General features: G+C 72.2%; 15 protein-coding genes. 10 read left to right on the forward strand and 5 right to left on the reverse strand.

Annotation, left to right across the window (positions count from 1 at the left end; all coding sequences use genetic code 11):
- Window positions 1–8 precede the first annotated feature (8 nt).
- The gene (locus tag OG309_RS17740; RefSeq protein ID WP_329422028.1) at window positions 9–821 is read left to right on the forward strand and encodes an MBL fold metallo-hydrolase; all 813 of its coding nucleotides are present in this window, start codon (window positions 9–11) and stop codon (window positions 819–821) included.
- Here OG309_RS17740 and OG309_RS17745 read toward each other — a convergent pair whose 3' ends face one another.
- The 3 genes from OG309_RS17745 to OG309_RS17755 all read right to left on the reverse strand — a co-directional run bounded on the left by OG309_RS17745 (window position 822) and on the right by OG309_RS17755 (window position 3,681).
- A complete protein-coding gene (locus OG309_RS17745) occupies window positions 822–1,886 on the reverse strand; it encodes an AI-2E family transporter (RefSeq protein ID WP_329422029.1) in 1,065 nt (354 codons plus the stop codon).
- Window positions 1,887–2,030: 144 nt separating this feature from the next.
- Window positions 2,031–2,993: a pirin family protein gene (locus tag OG309_RS17750; protein ID WP_329422031.1), complete on the reverse strand. Its 963-nt coding sequence runs from the start codon at window positions 2,991–2,993 to the stop codon at window positions 2,031–2,033.
- A gap of 169 nt (window positions 2,994–3,162) precedes the next feature.
- Window positions 3,163–3,681, reverse strand: coding sequence for an SseB family protein (locus tag OG309_RS17755; RefSeq protein ID WP_046909367.1), 519 nt, complete (start codon window positions 3,679–3,681; stop codon window positions 3,163–3,165).
- A 125-nt stretch (window positions 3,682–3,806) separates the two neighbouring features.
- Between OG309_RS17755 and OG309_RS17760 the strand changes: the two genes are divergently transcribed.
- From OG309_RS17760 to OG309_RS17785, 6 genes are all read left to right on the forward strand, one after another.
- Window positions 3,807–4,232, forward strand: a complete 426-nt coding sequence (locus OG309_RS17760) for a hypothetical protein (protein ID WP_329422035.1) — start codon at window positions 3,807–3,809, stop codon at window positions 4,230–4,232.
- A gap of 5 nt (window positions 4,233–4,237) precedes the next feature.
- A complete protein-coding gene (locus OG309_RS17765) occupies window positions 4,238–6,151 on the forward strand; it encodes an alpha/beta hydrolase (RefSeq protein ID WP_329422036.1) in 1,914 nt (637 codons plus the stop codon).
- Window positions 6,148–6,708 (forward strand): hypothetical protein, encoded by a 561-nt coding sequence (locus OG309_RS17770; RefSeq protein ID WP_329422039.1) that lies wholly within the window; start codon window positions 6,148–6,150, stop codon window positions 6,706–6,708. Before OG309_RS17765 ends, OG309_RS17770 begins: the two co-directional genes overlap by 4 nt.
- Before the next feature lie 171 nt (window positions 6,709–6,879).
- Window positions 6,880–8,709, forward strand: a complete 1,830-nt coding sequence (locus OG309_RS17775) for an acyl-CoA dehydrogenase (RefSeq protein WP_329422041.1) — start codon at window positions 6,880–6,882, stop codon at window positions 8,707–8,709.
- Window positions 8,710–8,851: 142 nt separating this feature from the next.
- Window positions 8,852–10,144 carry a M18 family aminopeptidase gene (locus tag OG309_RS17780; protein ID WP_329422044.1) on the forward strand — a complete coding sequence of 431 codons (1,293 nt, stop codon included), beginning with the start codon at window positions 8,852–8,854 and terminating at the stop codon, window positions 10,142–10,144.
- A 72-nt stretch (window positions 10,145–10,216) separates the two neighbouring features.
- Window positions 10,217–10,945, forward strand: a complete 729-nt coding sequence (locus OG309_RS17785) for a hypothetical protein (RefSeq protein ID WP_329422045.1) — start codon at window positions 10,217–10,219, stop codon at window positions 10,943–10,945.
- A gap of 7 nt (window positions 10,946–10,952) precedes the next feature.
- Here the strand turns inward: OG309_RS17785 and OG309_RS17790 are convergent, their stop codons facing one another.
- Window positions 10,953–12,737, reverse strand: coding sequence for an NHL domain-containing thioredoxin family protein (locus OG309_RS17790; protein WP_329422047.1), 1,785 nt, complete (start codon window positions 12,735–12,737; stop codon window positions 10,953–10,955).
- Window positions 12,738–12,932: 195 nt separating this feature from the next.
- On the opposite strand from OG309_RS17790, the gene OG309_RS17795 reads away from it, so the two are divergent.
- The 3 genes from OG309_RS17795 to OG309_RS17805 are packed head-to-tail and all read left to right on the forward strand — an operon-like array spanning window position 12,933 to window position 15,601.
- On the forward strand, window positions 12,933–14,330 hold the full coding sequence (locus tag OG309_RS17795; RefSeq protein ID WP_329422048.1) for a hypothetical protein: 1,398 nt from the start codon (window positions 12,933–12,935) through the stop codon (window positions 14,328–14,330).
- Window positions 14,331–14,338: 8 nt separating this feature from the next.
- On the forward strand, window positions 14,339–15,091 hold the full coding sequence (locus OG309_RS17800; protein WP_329422050.1) for a bestrophin-like domain: 753 nt from the start codon (window positions 14,339–14,341) through the stop codon (window positions 15,089–15,091).
- An 18-nt stretch (window positions 15,092–15,109) separates the two neighbouring features.
- On the forward strand, window positions 15,110–15,601 hold the full coding sequence (locus tag OG309_RS17805) for an LURP-one-related/scramblase family protein (protein WP_329422051.1): 492 nt from the start codon (window positions 15,110–15,112) through the stop codon (window positions 15,599–15,601).
- Between the two features lie 71 nt (window positions 15,602–15,672).
- On the opposite strand, the gene OG309_RS17810 is transcribed toward OG309_RS17805, so the two are convergent.
- Window positions 15,673–16,887 (reverse strand): trans-sulfuration enzyme family protein, encoded by a 1,215-nt coding sequence (locus tag OG309_RS17810; protein ID WP_329422053.1) that lies wholly within the window; start codon window positions 16,885–16,887, stop codon window positions 15,673–15,675.
- Window positions 16,888–16,982 lie beyond the last annotated feature (95 nt).

A 16,982-nucleotide genomic window follows, 5' to 3' on the forward strand; every position in this document is an offset into this window, starting at 1 on the left:
AGCCCGCCATGGACACGCACAAGGTCGGCAGTGACGTCACCGTCCTCGGGGACAGTCTCGAAGTGCCGGGGATCGGTCACCTCCCCGTCAACGCCTTCGTCCTCACCGCCCGCGAGCCCGTGGTCGTCGACACCGGTCTGTCCGTCGCCGACCGGGACTTCCTCGCCGTGCTCGGCGGCGTCGTGGACCCGGCCGACGTGCGCTGGATCTGGCTCACCCACCCGGACCGCGACCACACGGGCGGCCTCTTCGAGCTGCTGGAGGCGGCGCCCCGGGCGAAGGTGGTGACGACCTTCGTCGGCGCCGGGATCATGACCACCGAGCGTGCCCTGCCGATGGACCGCGTGTACTTCCTCAACCCGGGCGAACGCCTGGACGTGGGCGACCGGTTCCTCGACGCGTTCCGGCCGCCGCTCTTCGACAACCCGGCCACCGTCGGCTTCTACGACGAGAAGACCCGGATCTGCTTCAGCTCCGACTGCTTCGGCGGCCCGATGCCCACCGAGGAGCTCGCGCGCGGCGGGCACGCCAACGACCTGAAGCCGGAGGAGCTGCGGGGCGCGCAGCTGCTGTGGGCGGTGATCGACAGCCCGTGGGTACAGATCGTGGACCCGGTGAAGTACGGGCTGTGGGTGGACGTGGTGCGGGAGATGAACCCGGAGATCGTGCTGAGCACGCACCTGCCGCCCGCGGTGCGGATGACCGGCCGGATGATCGAGACGATCACGACGGCGCCGGACGCGGACCCGTTCGTCGGCCCCGACCAGGCGGCCCTGGAACAGCTGCTCGCCTCCTTCGAGCCGGGCGGCCTGCCGGCCTGATCACCCGGGCCCGGGCTCCTGGGCCCCGTACCGGCTGCGCAGTTCGCCGATCACCCCGAACGCCGCGGCCGTCAGCGGGACGGCGAGCAGCATGCCCAGGATGCCGGCGACGGACGCCCCGGCGGTGATGGCCAGCATGACCACGGCCGGGTGCATCTGCACGGTCCGGCTCTGGACCATGGGCTGGAGCACGTTCCCCTCCAGGACCTGGACGGCGAGGACGACGCCGAGCACCCACAGGGCGATGACGAAGCCCCGGTCGGCGAGGGCGACGAGGACGGCGACGGCGCCGGAGAGGAAGGCGCCGAGGTACGGGATGTAGGCGGTGACGAAGACGAGCGCGGCCAGGCCCACCGCGCCCGGCACCTTCAGGACGAGCAGGCCGACGCCGATGAGGACGGCGTCGACGAAGGCGACGAAGGTGGTGCCCCGCATGAAGCCCTCGACGGCCTCGAAGGCGCGCCGTCCCATGGCCTCCACCATGTCGCCGGTGGAGCGGGGGGCGAGCGCGCGCAGCGCGTCGGCGGCCCGGTCGGAGTCGCGCAGGAAGAAGAAGATGAGGAGGAGGGCGAGGACGGCGGTGGCGAGCATCTGGCCGACCACGCTGAGCCCGGAGATCACCCCGGAGGCGGCGGTCCCGCCGAACTTCTCCAGCAGCTTCTTGGCGTTCTTGGCGAGGTCGTCGAGGGAGGTGCCGGCCGCGCCGAGGTGGTCGGCGATGTCGGTGGCGGCCTGCCGCAGCGAGGTGACGATCTGGTCGCCGGTCTCGATGAGGGCGGCGACGACGATGTACGTGGCGCCGCCGACGACCGCGACCACGGCGACCACCGTGAGCCCGGCGGCCAGCGACTTCTGCACCTTCATCCGCAGCAGCCTGCGGTAGAGGGGGCCGAGCAGGGCGGTGCCGAGGAGGGCGAGCAGGACGGGTGTGACGGCCGTCTTGAAGACGACGCAGAGCCAGACGAAGACCGCCGCGACCCCGGCGACGAGGAGGGCGACGGCGCACCAGGCGGCGGTGCGGCGGGCACCCTCGGGAAGCAGCGGCGACGGGCGATCGGTGGACACCCGTCCACCGGACCACGCCGTCCGGCGTGTCGTCCTGCGGTGGGGGCCGGACGGGCGACGGCCCGTCCGGGCACGGGAAAGGAGGAGCCGTCACGAGTACGAGGGCGTCGCCCCGCACCCGTGACGGCTCCGGCCGAGCGGGTCCTACTCGCCCATGCCGTGGACGGCCGGGATGGTGCCGAGGCGGCCGGCCTGGAAGTCCTCGAAGGCCTGGCGCAGTTCGGCCTGGGAGTTCATGACGAACGGGCCGTAGTGCGCCATCGGCTCGCGGATCGGCTGCCCGCCGAGGAGCACGACCTCCAGGTCGGGGGTGTTCCCGTCCTGCTTCTCGTCGGCGCGGACGGTGAGCGCGCCGCCCTTGCCGAAGACGGCGGTCTGACCCATGTGGACCGGGCGCCGCTCGGCGCCGACGGTGCCGCGGCCGGCCAGGACGTACGCGAGGCCGTTGAAGTCCTCGCGCCACGGCAGGTTGATCTCGGCGCCGGGGCGCAGGGTCGCGTGGATCATCGTGATGGGGGTGTGGGTGACGCCCGGGCCCTGGTGCCCGTCGAGCTCGCCGGCGATGACGCGGAGCAGCGCGCCGCCGTCCGGGGAGGTGAGGAGCTGGACCTGGCCGCCGCGGATGTCCTGGTAGCGGGGGGCCATCATCTTGTCGGAGGCGGGCAGGTTCACCCAGAGCTGGAGGCCGTGGAAGAGGCCGCCGCTCATGACGAGCTGCTCCGGCGGGGCCTCGATGTGCAGGAGGCCGGATCCGGCGGTCATCCACTGGGTGTCACCGTTGGTGATGGTGCCGCCGCCGCCGTTGGAGTCCTGGTGGTCGAAGATCCCGTCGATGATGTAGGTCACCGTCTCGAAGCCGCGGTGCGGGTGCCACGGCGTGCCCTTGGGCTCTCCGGGCGCGTACTCCACCTCGCCCATCTGGTCCATCATGATGAACGGGTCGAGGTACTGGTAGTTGATCCCGGCGAACGCGCGGCGGACCGGGAAGCCCTCGCCCTCGAAGCCGGAGGGCGCGGTGGTCACCGCGAGCACCGGCCGGGCGACGGCCTCGGCGGGAGCGGCGACGCGGGGCAGGGTGAGCGGGTTCTCGACGGTCACGGCGGGCATGGCGGGCCTCCTTCTGTACGACCACTTTAGTTGAAGTTCGTACGAATGCTTCGGTTCGACTTTAGTTGAAGTTTGAACTTTCTGCCACCAGGAACGCGGGACGCCCGGGAGGTATTCCTCCCGGGCGTCCCCACACCTTCCGGCCCTCGACCGGCACCGCCAGCGTCCGTCAGCCGTACATCCGCCGCATCGCGAAGTCGACCATCTGCTCCACGGCCTTCGCGTCGAAGACCATGCGGTGGTCGCCCTCCATGTCGAGGACGAAGCCGTATCCCGTCGGCAGCAGGTCGATCACCTCGGCGCCGGTGATCACGAAGTACTTCGACTCCTTGCCCGCGTACCGCCGCAGCTCCTTCAGCGAGGTGAACATGGGGATCACCGGCTGCTGGGTGTTGTGCAGCGCGAGGAAGCCCGGGTTGTCCCCGCGCGGGCAGTAGACCTTCGAGGTCGCGAAGATCTGCTGGAAGTCCTCGGCCGCGAGGGTGCCGGTCGTGAACGCCCGGACGGCGTCCGCGAGCGACGGCGGCGACGGCTCCGGGTACAGCGGCGGCTGCTGGGCGTACCCGCCCTGCATGCCGCCCTGCATGCCGGCCTGCGCGCCTCCCTGCATCCCGCCGTGCATCGGCGGCTGCTGCGGGGGCTGGCCGTACTGCTGCTGGGCACCCGGATTCTGGTCGTAGCCGTACATGCGCCCAGACTATCGACCGGCGGCCCGCCCGGGGGCCGCATGGATGCCCCTCGCACTCTTCTTCGCACGGCACGGACTCTCTTGCTAAGTTCGCGGAAGCAATCCGGCCACCACGGGGGTGAAAGATGGCGCTCAACGCCAAATGGCAGGAAATCATCGGTGAACAGCCCGCGGCGATGAGCCTCGCAGGGCTTCCCGCGCCCGACAGCGGAGGCGGCGGAGGACCCGACCTCAAGGCCGATGTGGGCCCTTGGCACGGCGCCGGGAACACCGCAGGCGAGCTGAAGACCTCCACGGCCAGCTCGGTCACCGACCTCGACACCGCGAACGAGGGCGTCACCGGCGGCACCGCCGGCTTCGACTCCTCCGCCGCGCTCACCGAGATCCTCGGCACCTGGAAGACCCGCCTCACCAACGTCCGCGACGAGTGCGGCCGCCTCGAAGGCGCCCTGAAGGCCGCCGGACGCGACTTCGGCGAGCGCGAGCTGGACACCAAGCAGAAGGTGGCCGCCGAGGGCAACCAGCAGTCCGGCCCGAAGAAGGAGGGCTGACCGCCGTGCCCACCTGGCAGCAGCTGCGCGACGTGAAGCTGAACGAGTACACCGACGCCGCCGACGGCTGGGGCAAGGTCAGCTCCCGCGCCAACGTGGACAAGGACCGCGTGGACAACGGCATGTTCGCCAGGATCCACGACACCCAGAAGGGCGACACGGCGAACAAGGCGGGCGGCGACGTCCAGCAGCTCTCCCGCAACTACCAGTACCTGCACACCGAGTGCGGTCTCGTCCGCACCGCGCTCAACGGGCTCGCCGCCGAACTCGCGGCGCCGCAGAAGAAGTTGAAGCAGGCCCTGGAAGACGCGGAGAACCTGAAGTTCACCGTGAAGGAAGACGGGTCGGTCAGCTACCCGACCCAGTCGTACGTCCTCAAGGGCGACCAGACCGCCCACGACGGCGCCCCCTTCCCGTATCTCCCGGGCAAGGCCGAGGGCATCGGCAGCGGCGACGAGAACAAGGGCAAGGCCGAGGACATCGCGCAGCGCATCGGCGACGCGGTCCGGGAGGCCAACGAGATCGACGGCCGCTACGCCGGCGCCCTGCGCAAGCTGAAGGCCGAGCCCGGCCTCACCGTCAGCGACGAGACCCTCGCCGACGCCGCCAAGGACACCAAGGCGCTGCAGGAGGCCGCCGGCAAGTACGCCGACGACGACAAGATCCCCCACGGCAAGTCCCCCAAGGAGAACGCCGACTGGTGGAACGGCCTCACCCAGGAGCAGCGCGACGAGTACGCGACGCTCTACCCGGCCTCCATCGGCGCCCTGGACGGCGTCCCCTCCGCCGTCCGCGACGACGCCAACCGGATGGTGCTCGCGGAGACCCGCGCCCAGACGCAGCTCGACCTCAACGCCATCCCGAAGCAGCCCCAGGAGTACCTGCCGAACCCCAGCGGCTCCTACCCGGCGGTCATCAAGAACCCCGAGTGGCGCGAGTGGAACGAGAAGTACGGCGACCGGAAGAAGGAGCTGGAGGGCGACCTGAAGGGCATGAACGCCATCCAGGAGCGCTTCGACCGCACCGGCAGGTCCGAGAAGCCCGGCGAGAAGCCGCTGCCCGAGGCGTATCTCCTCGGGTTCGACACCCAGGGCAACGGGCACGCGATCGTCGCCAACGGAAATCCGGACACCGCCACCCACACCGCGATGTACGTGCCCGGCACCACCGCCAACCTGGAGGGCATCGGCGGCGACATCAAGCGCATGGAGACCCTCTGGCGGGCCAGCGACAACCTCGCCAACGGCCAGAGCGTCTCCACGATCACCTGGCTCGGCTACGACGCCCCGCAGGACATCGTGAAGGACGCGCCCTTCAGCCACTACGCCAACGACGGCGCGCCCAAGCTGAACTCCTTCGTGGACGGCCTGCGCGCCACCCACCAGGGCGACGCGACCCACCTGACCGTCACCGGCCACAGCTACGGCTCCACGGTGGTCGGCTCCGCCGCCCGCCAGGGGACGCTGCACGCCGACGACATCTTCGTGGCGGGCAGCCCCGGCATGCAGGTGGGCAGCGCCACCGACCTGGACGTGCCCAAGGGGCACGTCTACGCGGCGGAGGCGGACAGCGACCCGTACCTCAAGGGCCTGCACCTGCCCGGCCCGCTCGGCGCGCTCACCGACGACAAGTACGGCGGCTTCAACATCCCCTTCGTCACCAGCGACCCGGTGCCGGACATCGGCGGCTGGGGCCACGCGCCGAAGAAGGTGGACATCGACGTCCTGCCGTCGTGGATCGACGGCGACGGGCAGAGCGTGGTCAAGACCCTGACGCCGACCAACCCCGACTTCGGCGCGCACATCGTGGCGACGGACGGCTCCCGGGGCCACAGCGGCTACTGGGACAACGGCACCGAGAGCCTGAACAACCAGGCCCGGGTCGTCACCGGCCGCTACAAGGAAGTGACCTCCCAGTGAGCGCACGCACCGGACGTACGCGCGGCCTGACGGCCGCCGCCGTCACCGCCCTCCTCCTCGCGACGGGATGCAGCACCATGAACGACTCCGCCGGCGACCTGCCGTACGCACCGCAGGCGAAGAAGGTCGCCGAGGCCAAGGACCTGGTGCGGGCCAGGTCGAGCGAGATCTTCGACGCCGCGGGCCTGAAGCAGGCGAGCAACGGCGCCCCGGACGCCTCGCCCTGCGACGGGGTCGAGAACGGCTACCGGGTCCGCCACTTCTGGTCGATGTACGCCCCGACCGCGGACGCCCTGAAGCAGGCCATGGACCGGCTGCACAAGGACCTGCCGGCCAAGGGCTGGAAGGTGCTGCGCTTCGAGCCCGCGAAGTCCGAGGCCAAGCAGCTGCAGCTGGACGTCGAGCACGAGCAGGACCACCACACGGCGACGATCGAGCTGCTGCTGCCGTCCACGTACAAGGACGCCTCGAAGTGGGAGAAGCAGCAGAAGGACAGCCTGTCGGTCTCCCTGACCTCTCCGTGCTGGACGGACCCGGCGTACGAGGTGGGCGACTGACCCACGGCCGGGGCGCCACTGAGGGCGGCGTCACAGACATCTTGGCCGGATAGGGGTTGCCGTTATTACCGGTGGGTAGCATCATCGTAGAGAGCGTGAGCTACCCGCCGGTAGTCGTCGTGTACGCGCATGAGGAAACCCGCCTCCCCGAGCCTTTACGGAGCCGTCGCCATGGGGCACTACAAGTCGAATCTCCGCGACATCGAGTTCAACCTCTTCGAGGTGCTCGGCCGCGACAAGGTGTACGGCACCGGTCCGTTCGAGGAGATGGACGTCGAGACCGCGAAGAGCATCCTCGACGAGATCCGCCGCCTCGCCGAGAACGAGCTCGCGGAGTCCTTCGCGGACGCCGACCGCAACCCGCCGGTCTTCGACCCGGAGACCAACACCGCGCCCGTCCCGGCCTCCTTCAAGAAGTCCTACAAGGCCTTCATGGACTCCGAGTACTGGCGTCTGGGCATCCCCGAGGGCATCGGCGGCACCACCTCCCCGCGCTCCCTGGTCTGGGCCTACGCGGAGCTGCTGCTCGGCTCGAACCCGGCCATCTGGATGTACTCCTCCGGCCCCGCCTTCGCCGGTGTCCTCTACAACGAGGGCAACGAGGCCCAGAAGAAGATCGCGCAGATCGCCGTCGAGAAGCGCTGGGGCTCCACCATGGTGCTCACCGAGCCCGACGCGGGCTCCGACGTCGGCGCCGGCCGCACCAAGGCGATCCAGCAGGAGGACGGCTCCTGGCACATCGAGGGCGTGAAGCGCTTCATCACCTCCGGTGAGCACGACATGGAGGAGAACATCCTCCACTACGTCCTCGCCCGCCCCGAGGGTGCCGGCCCCGGCACCAAGGGCCTCTCGCTCTTCCTCGTCCCGAAGTACGAGTTCGACTGGGAGACCGGCGAGCTCGGCGCCCGCAACGGCGTCTACGCCACCAACGTCGAGCACAAGATGGGCCTCAAGGCCTCCAACACGTGCGAGATGACCTTCGGCGACCAGCACCCCGCCAAGGGCTGGCTGATCGGCGACAAGCACGAGGGCATCCGCCAGATGTTCCTCATCATCGAGTTCGCCCGCATGATGGTCGGCACGAAGGCGATCTCCACCCTCTCCACGGGCTACCTCAACGCCCTGGAGTACGCCAAGGAGCGCGTCCAGGGCACCGACCTGGCGAACTTCATGGACAAGGCCGCCCCCAAGGTCACCATCACGCACCACCCCGACGTCCGCCGCTCGCTGATGACGCAGAAGGCGTACGCCGAGGGCATGCGCTCCCTCGTCCTCTACACGGCCTCCGTGCAGGACGCGATCGCGGTCGCGGAAGCCGCCGGCGAGGACACCAAGGCCCTGCACGGCCTGAACGACCTGCTGCTCCCGATCGTCAAGGGCTACGGCTCCGAGAAGGGCTACGAGCAGCTCGCCCAGTCGCTGCAGACCTTCGGCGGCTCCGGCTTCCTGCAGGAGTACCCGATCGAGCAGTACATCCGGGACGCCAAGATCGACACCCTCTACGAGGGCACCACGGCCATCCAGGGCCAGGACTTCTTCTTCCGCAAGATCGTCCGCGACCAGGGCGCCTCCCTGAACGCGCTCGCCGAGGAGATCAAGAAGTTCCTCGCGGTCGGCACCGGCGGCGACGAGCTGGCCGGCGCCCGCGACGCGCTCGCCAAGGCGGCCGTCGACCTGGAGGGCATCGTCGGCAAGATGCTCACCGACCTCACCGCCACCGGCGAGGACGTCAAGAACATCTACAAGGTCGGCCTCAACACCACCCGCCTGCTGCTCGCCTCCGGCGACGTCGTCGTCGGCTACCTGCTGCTGCGCGGCGCCGCCGTCGCCGCCGAGAAGCTGGCCGCCGGCGCCACCGGCAAGGACCTCGCGTTCTACCAGGGCAAGATCGCGGCCGCGAAGTTCTTCGCCGCCAACATGCTGCCGGGCGTCACCGCCGAGCGCCTCCTCGCGGAGGGCGTCGACGGCTCGCTGATGGACCTGGACGAGGCCGCGTTCTAGAACGCGCCTCCGTCCGCACCGGAACGGCTCGCTCCCGGGGAGGGGAGCGGGCCGTTCTTTTTCGTCGTCCCGACCCACCGTCCCGTTCCGCCGTCCGGCGGCCACCGTCGGCGCCGGACGGCACCTGCGTAAGGTGAACAGCATGAGTAGCGCAGCTCCCCGGTTCGACCGCGGCCACACCGATGACCTCATGACCTTCCTCGCGGCCTCGCCCTCGCCGTACCACGCGGTGGCCAACACCGCCGCGCGGCTGGAGAAGGCCGGCTTCCGCAAGGTCGAGGAGACCGACGCCTGGGACGGGACGACCGGCGGGAAGTACGTGGTCCGCGGGGGCGCGATCATCGCCTGGTACGTGCCCGAGGGCGCCGCCCCGCACACGCCGTTCCGGATCGTCGGCGCCCACACCGACTCCCCCAACCTGCGCGTGAAGCCCCAGCCCGACTTCGGCCGCGAGGGCTGGCGCCAGGTCGCCGTGGAGATCTACGGCGGCCCGCTGCTCAACAGCTGGCTCGACCGCGACCTCGGCCTGGCCGGCCGGCTCACCCTGCGCGACGGCAGCCACCGGCTGGTGAACGTGGACCGGCCCGTGCTGCGCGTGCCGCAGCTCGCCATCCACCTCGACCGGGGCGTCAACGACGGCATGAAGCTGGAGCGCCAGCGCCACATGCAGCCGATCTGGGGCCTGGGCGAGGTCCACGAGGGCGACCTGGTCTCGTTCGTCGCCGAGGAGGCGGGCGTCGACGCCGAGGACGTGGCGGGCTGGGACCTGATGGTGCACGCCGTCGAGGCCCCCGCCTACCTGGGCCGCGACCGCGAGCTGCTGGCCGGCCCGCGGATGGACAACCTCATCTCGGTGCACGCCTGCGTCGCCGCCCTCGCGGCCGTGTCGGCGCTGCCGGACCTGCCGTACATCCCGGTCCTGGCCGCCTTCGACCACGAGGAGAACGGCTCCGAGGCCGACACCGGCGCCCACGGCCCGCTGCTCGGCAACGTCCTGGAGCGCTCGGTCTACGCCCGCGGCGGCGGCTACGAGGACAAGGCCCGCGCGCTGGCCGGCTCGGTCTGCCTCTCCTCCGACGTCGGCCACGCCGTGCACCCCAACTACAGCGAGCGGCACGACCCCACGCACCACCCGCGCCCCAACGGCGGCCCGATCCTCAAGGTGAACGTCAACCAGCGCTACGCCACCGACGGCAGCGGCCGGGCCGTGTTCGCCGCCGCCTGCGAGAAGGCCGGCGTGCCGTGGCAGTCGTTCGTCTCCAACAACGACATGCCCTGCGGCACCACGATCGGCCCGATCACCGCCGCCCGCCACGGCATCACCACCGTCGACATCGGCGTGGCCTGCCTGTCGATGCACAGCGCCCGCGAGCTCTGCGGCTCCGAGGACCCGCACCACCTCGCGAACGCCCTCGTGGCCTTCCTGGAGGGCTGACCCCCGGATCCCCGTGCCTCCTCCCCCCGGCCGTGTCATGATCCACGGACCGATCGGGGGAGGGGTACGCGTATGTGGTGGCCATGGGGACGGGACCGCGGGGGCCCGGAGCGGGAAGAGGCCCTGGAACGGGCGGAGGAGGCGCTCAGGGAGATGACCGCCGCCTTCTACGAGGCGGAGATCGTCGACCGGAGCATCAAGTTCTACGCCTCCGAGCTCCGGCGCCTCCTGGACGACGGGTTCGGGCTGCAGCGCGACAACTGCGCCGGCACGCTCGCCGCCTGCGCCAAAGTCGAGAGCATCTTCGTGACGGTGTTCACCGAGTACTTCGAGCTCCGCGACTCCTTCACCCCGCTCGGCCGACGCGCGTCCGCCCGCAGGGTGGAGCGCGCGACGGCGGCGTTCGAGGAGGCGACCGCGGCGGTCCTGGAGCCGCTGGAGACCGCCGCGGAGTCGAAGCGGGACCTGGACTACCTCTTCGACGTGATCGCCGGCTTCCGCACGCTGTGCCGTCCGCCCGCCCTCGCGGCGACGGACGGCCTGGAGGCCGCCCGGGCGGAGCTGGAGGCGCTCGCCTCCGACGGCATCACCAGCAAGCCGCTACGGCGTCGGATCCAGCACGCGAGCCGGGACCTGAAGGTCCTCAAGGACGGGCACAGCGTCCTCGTGCACAAGCTGGACGTCTCCGCGGCCTTCCACCGGCTGCACGCCGAGGCCGAGGACATCCGCCGCCGGATCCGCGCCGCCCGGCCGCTGGCCGCCGTCCTCACCGAGGAGACGGCGGCAGCGCCCGTGGGGTGAGGTCCGGTCAGCCGTCCATGCCCGCGAGGATCAGCGGCAGCCGGGCCGCGCCGCCCTCGGTGACGCGGACCGGCACGCCCCAGTCCTGCTGGTGCACGTGGCAGGCCGGGTACTCGTTCTCCGGGTCGTCGTCGCAGGACGCGGCCATCGCCGAGACGTGCAGGACGCCCTCGGTCAGCTCCGGGTTCAGGGCGAGCTCGCGGAACAGGTCCGTGCCCGTGCCCTCGCCGGCGAGCAGCAGCTCCGGCGGGGTCGAGGAGACCAGCAGCCGGGTGGAGGGGCCGTACCGCTCGTCCAGCTTCTGGCCCTTCGGGGCCTGGAAGACCACGTCGAGGCGGAGGCCGCCGGGGGCGACCTCGGTGGCCTCCCGCTGCGTGCGGTGGGCGACCGACTCGACCTGGACGGCCTCCTCGGGCAGCCGCAGCCGGGTGAGCCGGTGCCGGGCCGACTCGACGACCACGACGTCCTCGCCGACGACGACCGCGTCGCTGGGCTCGCGCAGGTCGGTGGCGAGCGTGGTGACCTCGCCGCTCGCCGGGTCGAAGCGGCGCAGGACGTGGTTGTAGGTGTCGCTGACGGCCACCGAGCCGTCGGGCAGCGCGGTCACGCCCAGCGGGTGCTGGAGCAGCGCCTGCCCGGCCTCGCCGTCGCGGTGCCCGAAGTCGAAGAGGCCGGTGCCGACGGCCGTGTGCACGAACCCGTCGGGGTCGACCCAGCGCAGGGCGCTCGTCTCCGAGTCGGCCACCCACAGCCGGTCCTCGGTCGCGGCGAGGCCGGAGGGCTGCGCGAACCAGGCCTCGGCGGCGGGCCCGTCGACCAGGCCCTCGTTGGTGGTGCCGGCGGCGACCTCGACGGTGCCGCTCTCCGGGTCGTACGTCCACAGCTGGTGGACGCCGGCCATGGCGATCCACACCTTGCCCTGCCACCAGGCCACGTCCCACGGCGAGGACAGGTCCACGTCGAGGGCCGGACCGGAGGTGGGGGAGCCCTGCCACCACTGGCGGCCGGTGCCGGCGATCCGCTCGGAGGTGCCGGTGGCCGGGTCGAGCAGCCGCAGCGCGTGGTGCACGGTGTCGGCGACGACGACCTTCCCCCCGGGCAGCACCGCGAGGCCCTGCGGCTCCCGGAACTCCCCGTCGCCGATCCGGCGCACCACGGTCTCGCCGTCCGGCTCCAGCTCGACGAGCTGGTGGCGGGTGGTGTCGGAGACCAGGAAGTTCCCGGACGGCAGCAGGACCGCCTTGCCGGGGAAGCGCAGGTCGGTCGCGACCGGCTCCGGCGGCACGTACGGGCCGTCGCCGCGCCGCAGCGTGCCCTTCGCCCCGTGCTCGGCCTCCAGCTCCTCGACGAGCGTCCGCAGCGCGTTGGCGTGCCCCTCACCCGCGTGCTGGGCGACGACGTACCCCTCGGGGTCGATGACGACGAGCGTCGGCCAGGCCCGTACGGCGTACTGCTTCCAGGTCGCGAGCTCCGGGTCGTCGAGCACCGGGTGGTGCACCTCGTACCGCTCGACGGCGTCGACGACGGCCTGGTGCTCGGCCTCGTGGACGAACTTGGGCGAGTGCACCCCGATGATCACCAGGGTGTCGCGGTGCTTCTCCTCCAGCTCACGGAGCTCGTCGAGGACGTGCAGGCAGTTGATGCAGCAGAAGGTCCAGAAGTCGAGCAGAACGATCTTTCCCCGCAGGTCGGTGAGGGTCAGATCGTCTCCGCCGGTGTTGAGCCAGCCGCCCTTGCCGATCAGCTCGGGGGCACGGACACGGACGCGCGCGCGCACGGAGTCGTCGTTCATGGCTCAAGGGTGCCGTACGTCCGGCCGGACGGATGAATGAGGGGCCCCGGGTGGCCGGACGGCGGCGTGTCGTGCCCGGGGCGGGGGCGGGGGGCGTGGCGAGCATGACAGTCGGAACGATCATCGGACTTTTCGCTCGGCCGGGAGGGTGCCATGCGGCGGTTCCGGAGTACTGCGCTGTCCCTGTTACCGCTCTTGCCCCTGCTGCTCCTGCCCCTCTGGGAGGCGCCCACCGCCCGGGCGGGCGGCGCCGGGGACGGCGCGCTGAGCATGAGCGTCACCGTGAACGGGGGCGACGGCGCCGGCACCCGGGCCGTACGGGTGGGCGCGCCGCTCGTGAAGCGGTACCGGCTGGACAACCGCGGCGAGGCCGACCTCCACCACGTGCGGATCGCCGACCCCGGCGTCCCCGGCGGCCTGGTGAGCTGCCCCGCCACACCGCTCACCGCGCTCCGCTCCATGGTGTGCACGGCCCGCTTCCCCGCGCTGCCCGGCCCCCACACCGCCCTCGCGCGGGCCACCGGCGACATCCCCTCCCTGCGCCGGAGCGTCACCGCCACCTCCCGCTCCGGATACGAGGGGGTGGCCGGGGCGCTGCGGCTGACCGAGACCGCGCGGGTCGGCTCCGCGGCCGGGCGGCAGGGCCGTTCCGCGCCGCGCGCCGCGCCCGGCGACCGCACGGCCGTCGTCCGCTACACCGTCACCAACCTCGGCAACCGCCCGGTCCGCACCGTCCGCCTCTCCGACGCCGCCCTGGGCGCCGCCGCCATCGCCTGCGGCACGGGCCCGGCGGCCACCGTTCCCGTGCTCGCGCCCGGCGCCTCCGCGGGGTGCGCGGCGACGGTACGGCGGGCCCCGGGGACGTACCGCAGCACCGGGTTCGCCTCGGGCAGCGACGGCGTCACGACCTACGGCGAGCGCGGGGAGCCCGTCCCCGCACCGGAGCTCACGGCGAGCGCCGCGGCGGATTTCCGGGTGCCGGGAGGTGGGGACGGGACGGGAGCCGGGAGCGGTGCGGGTGCCGGTGCGGGCGTGTCGCCGCCTTCGGTACGAGGTGGGGTGCGGCCGCCCGGTGGGGCGGCAGGGACCGGGGCGGGGGTCGGGGCCGCCCCGGGGGCGGCGGGGGCAGGTGCGCGCGGTGCGCTGGGGGCTCCCGGTGCGCTCGGCGGCCCGGGGGCGCCGGGTGGTGCGCCGGGTGCCGCCGCCGGAGCGGGGGGCGCTGCTGGAGTCGGTGGTGCCGCCGGGGTGGGTGGTGCCGGGGCTGGTGGTGCCGCCGGGGCTGGTGGTGCCACCGGGGTGGGTGGTGCCGGGGCGGGGGTCGTGGGTGGCGGTCCGGGGGCCGGCGGGACCGTGGGCGCGGTGACGGGCGCCGGGGCGTGGCCGCCCGGGGTCCGGCCTCCCGGCGTACCACCGGCGGAGCCTCCCGCCACCGCCACCACGCGGTTCCGCGCCGCCGCCGGTGACGAGGGGCTGCTGCCCCGCCTCCACCGCCGCTACCGCGAGCTCCCGCACCTCGGTGTGGTGCTGACGCTGCTGCTCCTGCTCATCCCGGCGGCGATCGCCGCCGCGCTCTTCGGTTCCCGCCACCACTGAGAGACCCCATGGCCCTCCTGGAGACCCTCGTCGTCGTCATCGGCGTCGCCGTCGTCGCCGCCCTCGCCGTCGTCGCGAAGACGCGGCTGTTCCCGATGCGCGAGGAGGACGAACCGCGCGAGGACGTCGCCGAGTACATCGCGATGATGGTCTCGGTGCTCTACGCCCTCGTGCTCGGCCTGTGCCTGGTCTCGGTCTGGGACAGCCGGACCGTCGCCGACGACCAGGTGCGGGTCGAGGCGAGCGCGCTGCACCAGACGTACCTGCTCGCGGACGGCTTCCCCGCCGGGCAGCAGGAGCCGGTGCGGCAGGCGGCCCGCTCGTACGCCACCCATGTGGTGGACGTGGAGTGGCCGCTGATGGCCGAGCGCGCGCCCCTCGGGCCGGAGGGCTGGACCCTGCTCGGCCGGCTGCGCGACGCGGGCCGGCTGCACGGCACCGGCACCACCGCCCAGCAGATCGCGGCGCAGGAGATGCTCGCCCAGCTCGGCTACCTGGACGACGCCCGGCGCGGGCGGGAGGCGGCGTCCCAGGAGAGCCTGTCCCCGGTGCTGTGGACGGGGCTCATCATCGGCGGTCTGCTGACCCTGGTCTTCATGTTCCTGTTCGGGATCAGCCGGAGCACCACCCATGTGGTGATGGTGATGGGCCTGGCCGGCTTCATCGCCTTCACCGTCCTGCTGGTCCATCAGCTGGACGCGCCCTTCGGGGAGATGCTCGGCGCGAGCCCGGACCCGTTCACGCGCTACTTCCCGGCCTGACGGGGAAGGCATTCCGGCATGAAATACCTGGTACGGGACAAGATCTTCGCGATCGGCGACGACTACTGGATCGAGGACGAGCGGGGCCGGCACGCCTTCCTCGTCGACGGCAAGGCCCTGCGGCTGCGCGACACCCTGGAGCTGAAGGACCCGGACGGGCAGATCCTCGTCACGCTGCGGCAGAAGATGTTCAGCCTGCGGGACGCGATGACGATCGAGCGGGACGACCGCCCGCTCGCCACCATCCGCCGCAAGCGCCTCTCGCTGCTCCGCAACCACTTCCGCGTCACCCTCGTCGACGGCACGGAGCTCGACGTCAGCGGCCGGATCCTGGACCGGGAGTTCACCGTCGAGTACGACGGCGAACTCCTGGCCCACATCTCCCGGCAGTGGTTCCACGTCCGCGACACGTACGCCGTGAACGCGGTCCGCGAGGACGCCGATCCCGCCCTGCTCATCGCGGTCGCGGTGTGCGTGATCCGGATGGCCGAGCGGGAACGGGAGGACTGAGACCGGGGACCCTGCCCGGCGGCCCCCGGCCGGGGACCCTGCCCGAGGGCCCGGCCCGGAGCCGACGGCCCCTACAGCGCCTTGTCCAGAGCCTGTTCCAGGTCCGTCCACAGGTCCTCGACGTGCTCGATGCCGACCGAGACCCGTACCGTGCCGGGGCCGATGCCCGCCGCCTCCAGGGCCGCCGCGTCCAGCTGGCGGTGCGAGGTGGAGGCGGGGTGCATCACCAGGGTCTTCACGTCGCCGAGCGAGGCGCTGAGGGAGGCGAGACGGACGCCTTCCACGAAGGTCCGGCCCGCCTCGCGGCCGCCCGCGAGGTCGAAGGAGACCACTCCGCCGCCGCCCCTGGGCAGCAGCCGGGCCGCCACCTCCTGGTCGGGGTGCCCGGCGAGCGCCGGGTGCCGGACGGCGGCGACCGCCGGGTGGGCGGCCAGCCGGGCCGCGAGCTCCGCGGCGTTGGCGCACTGGCGCTCGACGCGCAGCGGCAGTGTCTGCAGGCCGCGCAGGGTCAGCCAGGCGGCGAACGGGTCCGTGGTGGCGCCCTGTTCGACGGCGTAGTGGCGGATGCGGCCGTACAGCTCCTCGTCCCGGAAGACGGCGATGCCGCCGAGGACGTCGGCGTGACCGGCGAGGTACTTGGTCGCCGAGTGCACGACGATGTCGGCGCCGTACTCGATCGGCCGGCACAGCAGCGGCGAGGCGAAGGTGTTGTCGACGGCGGACGGCACGCCCGCCTCGCGCGCGACGGCGATCAGCGCGGGCAGGTCGGAGACGCGGGTGGTGGGGTTGGCGATGGTCTCCAGGTAGAGCAGCCGGGTCTCGGGGCGCAGCGCGGCCCGCACCTCGTCGGGGTCGGTGCCGGAGACGTACGTGACGTCGACGCCCCAGCGCGCGGTGAGGTCGGCGAGGAGGGCGTACGTGCCGCCGTACAGGCAGCGCTGGGCGACGATGTGGCCGCCGGTGGCGAGCAGTCCGAGCAGCACGCCGTTGATGGCGCCCATGCCGGAGGCGTACGAGAGGGCGGCCGCACCGCCCTCCAGACGGGCGACGGCGGTCTCCAGGGCGCGGACGGTCGGGTTGCCCATCCGGCTGTAGAGGAACGTGTCCGTCGAGTGGAAGGCCTCGGCCATGGCGTCGGCGGTCTCGAAGGCGAAGACGTGCCCTTGGTGCAGCGGCACGCCGAGCGGCCTGCTGCCCTTGATCTCGGGCTGCGGGGAGTGGACGGCGAGGGTCTCGGGGCGGTGGCTGTGCCCGTGGCTGTCGAAAGGCGTGGCGTCGGCGCTCATGGCGACCAGTGTCGAGGACGCGGGCCTCGCGGCCACAGGACCAATCCCGGTGGATTGGTCCTGCGACCAGGCCGGGCGCCCAGTCCTCGGACGAA

The organism is Streptomyces sp. NBC_01268 (assembly GCF_036240795.1).
GTDB lineage: Bacteria > Actinomycetota > Actinomycetes > Streptomycetales > Streptomycetaceae > Streptomyces.